The sequence below is a fragment of the Acinetobacter sp. LCT-H3 genome, assembly GCF_001866125.1.
GTDB classification, from domain to species: domain Bacteria; phylum Pseudomonadota; class Gammaproteobacteria; order Pseudomonadales; family Moraxellaceae; genus Acinetobacter; species Acinetobacter schindleri.
Genome location: NZ_MODX01000002.1, coordinates 188,465 through 201,522, shown reverse-complemented (window position 1 = coordinate 201,522; position 13,058 = coordinate 188,465). Strand labels below are relative to the sequence as shown.

The window sequence follows — 13,058 nt, the reverse complement described above, 5'->3', positions numbered from 1 at the left end:
TATGAAAAATCAGCTACGAATTATTGGTGGTGACTGGAAACGCCGTCAGCTTGCCTTTGCCAGTATTGACGGTTTACGTCCCACCCCGGACCGTGTCCGTGAAACCCTGTTTAACTGGCTGATGTGGGATGTACAGAATGCCAAGGTGCTGGATATCTGTGCCGGTTCTGGTGCTTTGTCCTTTGAAGCACTTTCCCGCGGTGCAACCAGTGTGGTGATGATTGAACCGGATCGTACTCAGGCACAATTTCTGAGCCAGAATCTGGAGCTGCTTCAAGTCACCAAAGCACGTGCACAACTGAAAGTAACCACGGCGCAGCAGGCTTTGCAAACATTGAAAGATCAATTTGATCTGGTCTTTTTAGACCCGCCTTACAGCTTGGACTTATGGACTTCTCTGGCTGAACTTGCTGATCCGCTAATCAAGCCTGAAGGCCTGATTTATGTCGAAGCAGATCGGGATTTAAATACGTTGCAGCTTCCCTCTTCTTGGCAACTGATTAAAAATACCAAGGCTGGGACAGTACGTGCAGGCTTATATCAGAAAAAGTAAATGAATATTTGCACAATAAATATTAAAAAAGGATTCCTGTATGGAATCCTTTTTTGTGAAATGTAAGTTATAAATAGCTGATCTCTTAACGGCGATCACGCCAGTCACGGTCTTCCCGATCACGTTTCCAATCACGATGATCTCTATCTTTCCAGTCCCGGTCACCATGGTTACGGTCATAATGTCCATTACGGTCTCGATGGCCACGATAATCATCATCCCAAGGATCGACCATACAACCGGTTAAAGCCACTGCCAGCACAGATGACAGTAATATCATTTTTTTCATTTTCATCACCTCTTCCTTTCTGCACTCTGCCAGTATCAAGCGATTTCATGGAGAGTGCACGCAGCCATTGTTGGTATCCTGTACCGATTTGTTTGCTTTTATTCACCATTAAAACAATTCAACTATCTTCAAATAAATTATTTATCTGAACTTCGACTAAGCTGTGCACAAATACAGCTAAATATTAGCTTGGCTTTTTCAGCAATCTTTTGAATACTGCTGGCTTTATTTATTGACTGATCAGAATGACTTGGCTGTTATTTATTTTAGGCGCAATGATCGCAGGATTTGTACAAGGTCTTACCGGTTTTGCCTTCGCTTTAATTGCCATGTCATTTTGGGTATGGGTACTCAATCCTCAAGTTGCTGCCCCCCTCCTTGTGTTTGCTTCGATTTGGAGCCATGTCATTTCATTATCGAATGAACAAAAGCATGTTCATTTGTATAAAGCACTTTATTTACCGTATTTAATTGCCGGACTGATCGGCGTCCCGCTCGGCACCTGGTTACTGAATATCATTGAGGCACATACTTTCCGTATCTTACTGGGTATGTTCCTCGTTATCTGGTGTCCACTCATGTTGTTGAATCCTCAGATCCGACTGATTCAACATTCAGGCAAAACTGCAGATGCCAGTATCGGTTTGGTAGGTGGCATTTTAGGTGGCTTGGGAGGGTTTTGCGGTTCCGTACCTTCTGCCTGGTTAATGCTCAAACAGCTCCCCAAAGATCAGCAGCGCTATATTTTACGTCATTTTAATTTCGCCATTCAGATGTTTACCTTGGCAGCCTATCTATATCAGGGCAATTTAAATCAGAGTCACTTGCCCTATATGGCTGTACTGATTCTTGCAGTCAGTATTCCCGCTATTTTGGGTGCGCGCCTATTCCATCGCATTTCAGAACTGCACTTTAAGCAAATTGTTCTTGGACTACTTTTCAGTTCAGGATGTTTCCTGCTGCTTAAAGAGTTGATCCATTAAACTGTTCCAAAAAGGCCAAAGCCTTGTCCTACTTTGCTTTCAGCCAGTTTACTGCTAAGGTAACTTGAATGATTTTTCTGTAGAAATGAGCTATGCAAATTCGTGATCAAATTGTGCTTGTGACTGGCGGTGCACGTGGACTTGGCCTGGCAATTAGCCAGCTTCTGATTGAAAAAGGTGCACGTATAGTGGTGAACTATCTTAGTAGTAAAACGCAGGCTGAAGCTTTACAGAAGCAGTATCCCGATCAGGTATTTACCTATCAGGCAGACGTTACTCAAGTAGATCAGGTCAAAGCCCTGTTTGGTGATAATCGTCCCAAGGTAGAAGATTTGTCTTGGGAGATGATGTCGCATCAATTCAGTGGTGCTGTTCAGGCTTGCCTCAATACGACTCAGGCGGCGCTAGAAGATATGAAACAGGCACATTTTGGCCGGATTGTGAATATCGGTACCAATCTGGTTCAAAATCCGGTGGTGCCTTATCATGACTATACGACTGCTAAAGCCGCGCTACTGGCATTTACCCGTACTACTGCGCAGGATCTTGGTCAATATGGGATTAATGTGAATATGCTTTCAGGCGGGCTATTACAGACCACAGATGCCAGCAAAGCCACACCTGATTTTGTGTTTGATCTGATTGCTCAGTCAACGCCATTACGTCGTGTCATTACCCCTGAAGAATTCGCGTCGGCAATCCTGATGTTCCTGTCTCCTTATTCACGCGCTGTCACAGGTCAAAACCTGATTGTAGATGGAGGCTTAGTCAAAGGTTAATCAACCTTGATACATGATCATAGAATCGTTCAATACTGACTCCGATTGTACGATGCCTCATATTTTAACCAACTGTTCAAAAAAAACGGTTTTGAAACTCGAAATACCTTTTAAAATATCGAGACCTTTCAAAACCGTTTGACTTCTCCCTATGAAAGCCTTAGCAGTATTGAGCCTGACTCTGCTACTGACAGCTTGTATGTCACATGATGCCCAAAAAGCCGAACACATTTTAAGACTCTTCCATTGTAAGGGTATTGAACCTTCACAAATGCAGCATAATAGTGTGACTCAATATTATGAGCATTCTCTGTATAGCTCAAAAAGCAAAGCAGAGGCTTATATAGAACAGTATAAAAATGGCGAGGAATCTTTTGAAATCCCGCTCTCTGAAATCGTGAATCAGCAATATGAACTATACAAATCAGCCTGTCAAAATCTGGGGGGCATTCCAGCCAAAGAATCATTCTGATCTTTAAGGCAATATGAAATAAAATCTTAATGCTAAAAAAACAGGAGTATTCTCCTGTTTTTTCATTTTAACTCGCTTTGTAATATCGTTGATCTACACTAAATTCTTCAGGAAATTTGGCCTGGATGCCCGCATAGAAATCCATGATCTCAGCCATATCTTCCTCAAAATTTCCTGTGGGATGAATGATTTTTCCTACACCCGCCTTCTTCTGTTCATAATCCATATAAGCCAGTGCAATCGGGACGCCAGCATTTACCGCAACATAATAAAAACCGGTTTTCCATCGCTCCTGACGGGCACGTGTTCCTTCAGGTGTAACCAACATGACCAGTTCTGGATGCTGCTTAAACAGGTCTGTCATCACCTGAACCATACTTGGACGCGACTCACCTGCCTGCTTGGGACGGCGATCAATTCCAATTCCACCCATCGCACGTACAAAAGGACCCAATGGGAACTGCATGTAGCTGTCTTTAATGGTAATACGCACATTGACACCTAATGCCTTCAACGCTAGCCGTGCATATAATGCATCCCAATTACTGGTATGCGGCGCAGCAATCATGACACATTGGCTCAGGTTTTCAGGCCAGTGATTGTCTGTTTCCCAGCCCATCAATTTAAGTGCTTTTTCAGCTAAATTCTTAAACACAGTTCAATCGCAAAATAAATAAAAAATTATGTGATAGTGTACCAATATTAGAGTTTAATTCGCTTTGTAATCGATTGTAAATACATTATTTGATGCACTTTTTATACAATTAACCTCCCAATATTGGGATATTCCTTAATCATTGGCTTCCCTAGACTCAGGTGGACAATTATAAACCACCCATGGGGTCAATGATGAAAAAAACTATACTCGCAGTAATGCTTTCCACCCTTGCATTAACCGCATGTAATGATGATGACGATGACCATCACTCACCAGGAAATGGTGGCAACCCACCTGGAACACAGCAAGGTATCTTGACTGATGGCCCAATTGAAAACGTCCGCTATGAAACATCAAGTGGTGTAAAAGGCTCTACCAATGCGGAAGGTAAATTTAATTATAATACAGGTGATACAATTAGATTCTTTATCGGAAACCTTCAGCTAGGTGAACAGGATGGAGTTCCAGCTCAAGCACGGATTACTCCGACAGATCTTTATGAGAATGATCCGGACATCCCTGGAAATGAAGATGAAGAATTAGAAGAAGCATTAACAATCTTCCTGCAATCGATTGATGCAGATTATATTACACCGCCAACAGGTGCTCCCGCAGATTACAATGCTCATGATAATGGTATTCAAATTACTCAAGATGTCATTAATCGAATTAACACAGCTTTCACCCCTGCAACTACATTCGAGACAGCACTAGAGGATTCTGATAACAGTATAACAACCCTTATTCAAGACCAATTACAGCTTAGCGACGTAACTCCAGTTACTCCTGATGAAGCTGCAGCTAATATTCAAGAAGCTTTCTATAAAGATATTGCTGGCACATGGCAATTAGGCTCTGCAGATAAATCGGACAAAGTCATTCTAGTGGTTTATACCGATGGTAGTTACAAACTGGGCGAAGCTGATAATGCAGATGATGATGGAGAACCAGGTTATGAACTTGGGAATCTTCAGTGGAACTGGAAAGGTGGTGTTATCACACCTGTGATTGATGAAAATGGTGACACCAATGGATCATGGGGGCTTTCAGATTCAGAAGGTGACGAAGGTTATACCCTAACTTTTGACGGTACAAACTTAGTTCTTACTGAAACTGGTTTGGATGAAGATGATACCTCTACCCTTACACGAGTAGAAAATTCAACCAATGGCCTCGTAGGTACGTGGGAGCTGGATGATACTCATGTACTGGTATTCTTGAACGACGGCTACTACTTCCTGATTGATACTACAGGAGGAGAGGATTGTGGCCCAGAGGGTATTGAATATGGTCAATACACTACTTCGAACAACACCCTCACAGTCACCGATAACTTGTTCGATACAAATGAAAGTTGTGGTCTATATGATGGTCAAACCTCTCCATTCGTTCTTGGAGCCTATACAGTTAATGCAACTACCATGACATTAACTCCAACAGGTGAACCTGCTGTCACTTTCACTCGGGCTGATTTCCAGCGTGATCCAGAACCTGCTCCTGGTCCACAGCCACAGCCACAGCCACAGCCACAGCCAACAACGTAATATCTCTTGGTATAACTTTAAAAAGCCAGGTAATTAACCTGGCTTTTTATGCAATATGCTGAAACTGTAACGTACAGTTCATTAACTTATGTATCAGCTCAATCTGGCTATTCACTTCTAGCTTTTCATAAATCTTTTTCATATAAGTTCTAATGGTTTGAATACTGAGTTGCATCTGTTCAGCAATCTCTTCAGGTTTATAACCATTGATCAGGTACTCACATAATGCGATCTCCCGACATGTCAACTGATAATGCTGCCTTAAATAGCTTTGTGACAAGATGTGATATTGATTTCGATCCGTCAAAAATATTGCAACTTGATATCGTCTCGATTCTTCAATAGGTGTCATTGTCTGTTTCGACCAAGGTACGATCGTCAGCATGATGCAATGACCTGTTGCATCCTCTACAGCCATTACTCCACCGATTTTACTTATTCCCCCACTCCCCTGCTGTAAAGACCCTCTGATAAGTTGTTCTAATTGCAGATGATAGGCTCTATTAAGCTTCAGATGATTGTACTGATCTATTTCAATTTCCTGATTCTGCTTCAGCATCTTTTTTGCTTCAATATTGGCAAACTGTATCTCGAAATTCTCAAGTAATAATACAATCCCGACCTTTAGAGCATTCATGGCCTGATAAGCATTGTACTTATCCTGAATAACTAAACTGAACTGACGATAAATCTGTAGCGCTCGCCTTAAATGAATACTGATACGCTCCAGAAAATCCAGTTGCTCTTTACCATAAGGGATGGCCTCAGGTGCCCGGTGAATTCCCAGTACCGCCCAACTAAAATCACCGCGATCCAGCAATACACCTGCAAGATGTAAAATACCGGTAGGCTTTAAACATTTTTCATAAAAGACATGCTCTTCCGAGCCTTTCATGGAGGGATAATGCTGACAATTGATCTGTAAAGCCTCTCCCACTGCAATCTCATTCCATAGCGGCAAGTGCAGCTGCATATCAATGACTTGAATACGTTCATCCCGATAAGCTGCTAGACCTTCATAAGGAATATTATAGGTATGGACAAAGTTGTAAGCTGGGTTGAGCTGATCCATCGCAGTAAAGATGGCTGTCTTACTTTGTGTGTATTCCACTAGCTCATGCATGACCTGAGTCCATAACAGAGGATCAAGTGCTGCATCATATATCTGTGCAATAATGTTATTTTCTTTATTCAAATCCATCATTGCCCTCATTATTATTTTTAAGCCTTTGAAGGCACTGGTTATCTAATACGATCAGTATTTTTATTATCTTAGCAATTCATTTTCCTTATCACACGCATATAGTGAATTTCACTCAATCTATAATATTTTAAAATTAGATTTCAGATTAGTTCACAATCTAAACAATATATAAATTTAATAGATTTATAATAAAAAATTATAATTATTTTAAAATACATACATTTGAAAGCCATAATTTAACTCATAAAACAAAATATTAAGTATTTAATTCCTAAAGAATATATATTTACTACCTATACTTTAAAAAGATAAAATTTTAATAGGCATAAGAGAATTAAACTTTAATAGTCAAAAGATAAATAAAATTCTTATTATTTATTAAATCCTATATTTTTTCATAAATACCCTCCTCAAATGGGGATATTTCCTCTCTTAAAGTGAGTCGTATACTAACAATACAACAACACTGAGGGACACGAAATGAAAAAAACTTTACTGGCATTTACAGTTTGTGCTTTCTTAACTGCTTGTGGAGGTTCAGATAATGATTCCTCCTCTTCTCAGCCTAATTCACCATCTAGCAAAACTGGTATATTGACTGATGGTCCTATCGCGAGAGCAAGCTATACCATCAATGGGGAGACTAGGTACACTAACGCAGATGGAGAATTCGAATATCAGGAAGGAGATGAAATCACTTTTAAAATCGGTGACATTGAAATTGGAACTGTACTGGGTGCAGAACGTATAACACCATTAGAATTGACAAATAATCCGGATATTCGAACTAATCTTCTCATCTTCTTACAGTCACTGGATATAGACGGCAATCATGATAATGGAATTGAACTTCCAGAAAACCTTTCTTCTCTCTCCTCTACAGAAATTGACTTTACTCTACCTACTGATGAATTTATCGAGATTCTAGAAAGTGAATTAAGCGCGGTTCCAGGATTAGAAAATTCAGTAGTCGTTACTCCTGAGCAAGCGAAAGAGAATTTTAAAAAGTCACTATTAAAAGACATAGCCGGAATCTGGTACGTTCAGAGTAATGGTACCGATGAATCAGAAATCGCACTCGTTATTGAAGAAGATGGTCGTTATACCATGGGAGAAGCAGTTCTAAATGAACCTGAAAATGAAGGTAACGGCATTGAAGTAGGGAGCATCAATCTAGATCCTGTAACAGGTAAATTTACTGTAGAGACTTCTCTTGATACAAATGATGATTGGGGGCTACATGACCCATATCAGCCACGTACAATGTCACTGCAATTTAATGGTAAACAGCTCAGAATTGAAGAAGCAGATAATGCAGCAGAAGGCGCAACTTTTAGCAGAGTATCCAATAATACTTCTGGAATCATTGGCGTATGGGAAGCTGCTGCAGGACCTATCTTTGTATTTAATGCCAATAATACTTATTTTATGCTGGATCCAGTTGGTGATGAACTGGCAGAAACCGAATATGACAAATGTGGTGATCCAGGTATAGAGTTTGGTAATTATACGATAGAAAATAATATACTCCATATCGATAATATTATCGTCGATACCAATGGTTGTGCAGGTCTGTCTGATAATGGTGCGACAGAACAAGGTCTATCTCTTACTTTCCAAGATGGTTCATTCTCTTTCACAATTCCAGATGAAGGCACATTTACTCTGAAGAAAATTAATTAATCTTCTAAAATGACTTAATCCAGTATTAATATTGGATTAAGTCACTCAATATGTTCAAAATTTAAGGTTAAACTCATTAATAAACGCAATAATTCAACCTGAGAAGTACATTTAGTTTTAGAAAAAATAGTTTTTAAATACGTTCTTAATGAGTTCATTGTAATATTACAAAACTGGGTAATCCCCTCTAAATCACAACCATTTAAAAACAGTTCACATATTTCAATTTCACGAGGTGATAAGCTATACACTTCTTTCATGACTTTGTTTGAAAGTACATATTTAGAATTTAATTGACTGATAAAAATGGAAACAGCCTTATTAATCTTTATAAATTCAAAATCTGGTACGTAATTTAAAGGAACAACAGTTAGCATTAAAGGATGCTCCACAGTATTTTTAATACAAAGTACTCCTCCTTTTTCATGGCTTATCGGAACTCCAGAATTTTTATTTAAGACACTTAAAACAAGTTGCTCTAATAGAGATTGATACTGAGCCAGCGTCTTAATACGTTGTTTTTGATCGACCCACATCAAAGTGGTTTGATTTAAAATATTTTGAGCATACTGATTACTAAAACGTAATTCCATTTTTTCATCCAGCAAAATGACGCCTACTTTTAACTTTTCCAAAATTTGAAAATTTTTACTATTTTCATTTTTCAACTCAATCACTTGTCTGTAAATCTGTAAAGAGCGGCTCAAATGTTTGGCAAATCTTTCCAGATTTTTTCTGTCTTGCTCACTGTAACGTTCTAATTGATCTGAACGGTGAACTGCAAACATTGCCCACTTATAAGCACCATGCTCCAATAAAACCCCATTCAAATAGCGTATATTAGAGGGTTTTAAACATAGCCTATAAAACTTTTGTGCATCAGTATTTTGCATAGACTCATAGGGCAAACTGTCTAAGGCATAACAACGGCCTACCCCTAAGGTTTTCATTTTTTCCCCATGTAATTTCATATCAATTACATCTAGATGTTCTTTATGATAATTTTCCAGTCCTTCTGCAGGGATATTATGGGTAATCACAAAATTTTGTTCAGGATTTAACTGGTCAAGATAGGAATAGATCGCAGTTGTGCTCTGCGTAAATCTGACAATCTCTTCTAATACTCGCCCCCAAAGCTTAGGCTGTAATGCCGCATCATATATTAATTCAATAATCTCATTTTCTTTATCACTTAACATTACCCCTCTCCTTTGATCAATGATCAATATGAAGTCAATTAAGCAGAAGACATCTTTCTTTTTTGTCTCTCAGATTTACTCCTGCTTTATTCTTATTTTTTAAGTTCTCATGTTTCATTTCATGAACATTTATAAAAGTTCAATTAAATTATAAGTCTCTAGTTTCCCCTTAATTTATTTCACTTAATCAATACATCATTTACAAAGTTGTACTACCCTTATGATTTTTAAATTTTTATGTTGAGTATTAGCAAATGCAAAACGGGCATAAAAATGAAAAAGTCTCTCCTTATCGTCGCAATGACCACAATCACGCTAGGTTTAAGTGCCTGTTCTAAAACCCAAGAACCCTCTAGCAATGAAAATATGGATTCAGAAAATTCTGCTCAGATGAATACGCCAGCGACATCACGCAGCTTACCTGCAGGCGATACTGCAGAAACTTCTCTTGACTGGGCGGGCGAATACGAAGGAACTTTCCCATGTGCGGATTGTGAAGCCATTAAAGTGGAGCTGGAACTTCATCCTGACAAAACCTATGAGTTGAAAGAAGAGTATGTTTCCGATACCAAAAGCACAGAAACCAAAACCAAAGGAAGTTTTAGCTTTGACCCTAAAATGACTTCAATTATTACGCTGGATGAAAAAGGTGAAAATCGTAAATTCTTTGTCGGTGAAAATTTCTTAGAAGCTCGAGATATTCAAACTGGCGAGAAAATTAACAGTAATCTGAATTACAGATTAATCAAACATTAATATTTTTCAGCTAACCTGAATGAAAAAAATCCCCGCAAATGCGGGGATTTTTTAGATCAATGACCGGTTGATGAATTACATCATGCCGCCCATACCACCCATGCCGCCCATATCAGGCATAGCAGGTTTGTCTTCTGGGATATCAGTGATCATACATTCAGTTGTTAACATTAATGCAGCAACAGAAGCAGCATGCTCAAGCGCAGAACGTGTTACTTTTGCTGGATCTAGAATACCCATTTCCAGCATGTCACCGTATTCGCCTGTCGCAGCGTTGTAACCAAAGTTACCTTGGCCATTTTTCACTGCATTGATCACAACTGAAGGCTCATCACCAGCATTAGATACGATTTGACGAAGTGGCGCTTCAATTGCACGACGAAGAATGCTGATACCTACGTTCTGGTCATCATTTGCACCCTTCACACCGTCAAGTGCAGCTGCAGCACGTACCAGTGCAACACCACCACCCGCAACAACACCTTCTTCAACCGCTGCGCGAGTTGCGTGAAGTGCATCGTCTACACGGTCTTTCTTCTCTTTCATTTCAACTTCAGTTGCAGCACCGATTTTGATAACAGCAACACCGCCAGCCAATTTAGCTACGCGTTCTTGAAGTTTTTCTTTGTCGTATTCAGAAGTAGATTCTTCGATTTGTGCACGGATCTGTTGAACACGGTCAGAGATCTGAGCTGCATTACCAGCGCCATCCACAATTACTGTGTTTTCTTTAGAAACTGTTACTTTGTGCGCAGTACCCAGGTGTTCAAGAGTCGTTTGGTCTAACTGCATACCGATTTCTTCAGAAATCACAGTACCACCAGTCAGGATCGCGATGTCTTGCAGCATTGCTTTACGACGGTCACCAAAGCCAGGTGCTTTAACAGCACATACTTTAATGATACCGCGCATGTTGTTAACAACCAGAGTTGCAAGCGCTTCGCCTTCAACATCTTCAGCAATGATCAGAAGTGGTTTGCCAGTTTTCGCAACTGCTTCCAGTACAGTGATCAATTCACGGATGTTACTGATTTTCTTGTCAACCAATAGGATGTATGGGTTTTCAAGTTCAGCAGTTAGCGTGTCTTGTTTGTTTGCGAAGTATGGAGAGATATAACCACGGTCAAACTGCATACCCTCTACAACGTCAAGTGCATCTTCGAAGCCTGAACCCTCTTCAACAGTGATCACACCCTCTTTACCTACTTTTTCCATTGCTTGCGCAATCAGTTTACCAACAGTAGTGTCAGAGTTAGCAGAGATCGAACCTACTTGCTCAATTGCTTTAGAATCAGAAGCAGGCTGAGCAGTCGCCTTGATTTCAGCAACTAAAGTTTTCACTGCGATATCGATACCACGTTTCAGATCCATTGGGTTCATACCCGCAGTTACTGACTTGATACCTTCATTTAAGATTGCTTGAGCAAGAACAGTCGCAGTTGTTGTACCGTCACCAGCAATGTCATTGGTTTTTGAAGATACTTCGCGAACAAGTTGAGCACCCATGTTCTCGAACTTGTCTTTTAAAGTAATTTCTTTCGCCACAGTTACACCATCTTTAGTGATATGTGGTGCACCGAAAGAACGGTCGATGACAACGTTACGGCCTTTAGGACCAAGGGTAACTTTTACAGCATCTGCAAGGATGTTCACACCAGCGATCATTTTCGCACGAGCTGAATCACCAAATTTTACGTCTTTAGCTGACATATTTGACTCCGAGTATTTTTAATAGCTTTACAAAATCTGATATGGAATATGTAAGACTGTTTTAGCGAAGATTAACCTTCAAGAACCGCTAAAATGTCAGATTCTTTCATGATAAGTAGTTCTTCCCCGTCTACTTTTACAGTTGTACCTGCATAAGTGCCGAACAATACTTTGTCGCCAACTTTAACGTCTAACGCGCGTACGCCATTGTCAGTTATTTGACCATTACCAACTGCAATAATTTCCCCTTGCGCTGGTTTTTCTGCTGCAGAACCTGGAAGTAAAATACCGCCAGCTGTTTTAGTTTCTTCTTCAACACGACGAATAACAACGCGGTCATGTAATGGACGAATGTTGCTCATTTTTAACTCCATCAGACTAAGTCTTTTTGATTACTGATGACGACTTAGTTATTCCCTGGTCGTCATCAAAACTTTTAGATGTCACTTTTATGGAGATGGAATAAATCGCTTCAAGGGTAAAACTGAAAAAAAATTCATTTTTTTTTATTTTTTTATCATGTGCATATACTTTTGCTGCTTTTTTCTTCAAGGCCAGTCTGAAATTAGAGTATAGCCTTCAGTTTTCAGAATTTTTCATCTTTCCATAAGCTTCTTTAAGAACGTGGTGAAGCAAAATAGAGCTTATATTTGAACAGTCAGTAGATACAGCGCTACTCCTCTTTCCTATCTGATAAATAATTTAAAATAAACGATGCAAACACCTTGAATTCATCTTCTATACAAAAATCTTTTTTGGCATGAACCTGGTATATAGATAGTTTTTTCCAGATAATGAATACTATTTATAAAGTGCTTCAGCCTTGTACAGGATGATCATTTCTATGCCCACATTCGTTGAAGATACTTACCTGGAGAATACTGTTATTGGCTTCATAGAGCTAAGCCATAAAAGATCAAGGTTGACTTTTTAATACCTACTAATCGTAAGTTACCAACCAATTAAAAACTAATCTTAAAGTGGTTTTTCTTAGGCGCTTTAAGAAAGCAGAAACTATAAATTTTATTTTTAAAATCAAAAATTTAAAACCACAAGAAGCTATATAGCAGAGTTCAATTATGATCTTAAATAGGAATAACCCCAACATTCTATAACTACAGCCTTTTATGTGATAGAAATTAGATATATATCGTTTATAATGGTTCGGAAAATCATCAGCATTGATTATTTTTCTGGCAAACTGTCTAAATGCTAAACAGATGTCATT

At 39.2% G+C, this 13,058-nt stretch carries 13 protein-coding genes; 7 read left to right on the top strand and 6 right to left on the bottom strand.

The window, feature by feature from the left end:
* Window position 1 precedes the first annotated feature (1 nt).
* Complete coding sequence (rsmD, locus tag BK820_RS02375; protein WP_005221299.1) at window positions 2-553, top strand: 16S rRNA (guanine(966)-N(2))-methyltransferase RsmD; 552 nt, start codon at window positions 2-4, stop codon at window positions 551-553.
* A gap of 85 nt (window positions 554-638) precedes the next feature.
* On the opposite strand, the gene BK820_RS02370 is transcribed toward rsmD, so the two are convergent.
* Window positions 639-842 (bottom strand): hypothetical protein, encoded by a 204-nt coding sequence (locus BK820_RS02370; protein WP_004810769.1) that lies wholly within the window; start codon window positions 840-842, stop codon window positions 639-641.
* A gap of 245 nt (window positions 843-1,087) precedes the next feature.
* Here BK820_RS02370 and BK820_RS02365 point away from each other — a divergent pair, with 245 nt between their 5' ends.
* The 3 genes from BK820_RS02365 (at window position 1,088) to BK820_RS02355 (ending at window position 3,076) form a co-directional block, all read left to right on the top strand.
* Window positions 1,088-1,825, top strand: coding sequence for a sulfite exporter TauE/SafE family protein (locus BK820_RS02365; protein WP_071319985.1), 738 nt, complete (start codon window positions 1,088-1,090; stop codon window positions 1,823-1,825).
* A 92-nt stretch (window positions 1,826-1,917) separates the two neighbouring features.
* The gene (locus tag BK820_RS02360; protein ID WP_071319984.1) at window positions 1,918-2,604 is read left to right on the top strand and encodes an SDR family oxidoreductase; all 687 of its coding nucleotides are present in this window, start codon (window positions 1,918-1,920) and stop codon (window positions 2,602-2,604) included.
* Between the two features lie 151 nt (window positions 2,605-2,755).
* A complete protein-coding gene (locus BK820_RS02355) occupies window positions 2,756-3,076 on the top strand; it encodes a hypothetical protein (RefSeq protein WP_071319983.1) in 321 nt (106 codons plus the stop codon).
* A 67-nt stretch (window positions 3,077-3,143) separates the two neighbouring features.
* Here BK820_RS02355 and BK820_RS02350 read toward each other — a convergent pair whose 3' ends face one another.
* Complete coding sequence (locus BK820_RS02350) at window positions 3,144-3,731, bottom strand: 1-acyl-sn-glycerol-3-phosphate acyltransferase (protein WP_071319982.1); 588 nt, start codon at window positions 3,729-3,731, stop codon at window positions 3,144-3,146.
* A gap of 191 nt (window positions 3,732-3,922) precedes the next feature.
* Here BK820_RS02350 and BK820_RS02345 point away from each other — a divergent pair, with 191 nt between their 5' ends.
* Window positions 3,923-5,278 (top strand): hypothetical protein, encoded by a 1,356-nt coding sequence (locus BK820_RS02345; RefSeq protein WP_071319981.1) that lies wholly within the window; start codon window positions 3,923-3,925, stop codon window positions 5,276-5,278.
* 46 nt (window positions 5,279-5,324) lie between these two features.
* Here the strand turns inward: BK820_RS02345 and BK820_RS02340 are convergent, their stop codons facing one another.
* Window positions 5,325-6,479: a helix-turn-helix transcriptional regulator gene (locus BK820_RS02340; protein ID WP_071319980.1), complete on the bottom strand. Its 1,155-nt coding sequence runs from the start codon at window positions 6,477-6,479 to the stop codon at window positions 5,325-5,327.
* A 483-nt stretch (window positions 6,480-6,962) separates the two neighbouring features.
* Between BK820_RS02340 and BK820_RS02335 the strand changes: the two genes are divergently transcribed.
* Window positions 6,963-8,165 carry a hypothetical protein gene (locus tag BK820_RS02335; RefSeq protein ID WP_071319979.1) on the top strand — a complete coding sequence of 401 codons (1,203 nt, stop codon included), beginning with the start codon at window positions 6,963-6,965 and terminating at the stop codon, window positions 8,163-8,165.
* A gap of 41 nt (window positions 8,166-8,206) precedes the next feature.
* Here BK820_RS02335 and BK820_RS02330 read toward each other — a convergent pair whose 3' ends face one another.
* On the bottom strand, window positions 8,207-9,364 hold the full coding sequence (locus tag BK820_RS02330; protein WP_071319978.1) for a LuxR C-terminal-related transcriptional regulator: 1,158 nt from the start codon (window positions 9,362-9,364) through the stop codon (window positions 8,207-8,209).
* 273 nt (window positions 9,365-9,637) lie between these two features.
* Between BK820_RS02330 and BK820_RS02325 the strand changes: the two genes are divergently transcribed.
* Window positions 9,638-10,120, top strand: coding sequence for a copper resistance protein NlpE (locus tag BK820_RS02325; RefSeq protein WP_004810783.1), 483 nt, complete (start codon window positions 9,638-9,640; stop codon window positions 10,118-10,120).
* A gap of 75 nt (window positions 10,121-10,195) precedes the next feature.
* Here the strand turns inward: BK820_RS02325 and groL are convergent, their stop codons facing one another.
* A complete protein-coding gene (groL, locus tag BK820_RS02320; protein WP_004810785.1) occupies window positions 10,196-11,830 on the bottom strand; it encodes a chaperonin GroEL in 1,635 nt (544 codons plus the stop codon).
* Window positions 11,831-11,901: 71 nt separating this feature from the next.
* Entirely contained in the window at window positions 11,902-12,192 is a 291-nt protein-coding gene (locus tag BK820_RS02315; protein ID WP_004810787.1) for a co-chaperone GroES, read from the bottom strand.
* Window positions 12,193-13,058 lie beyond the last annotated feature (866 nt).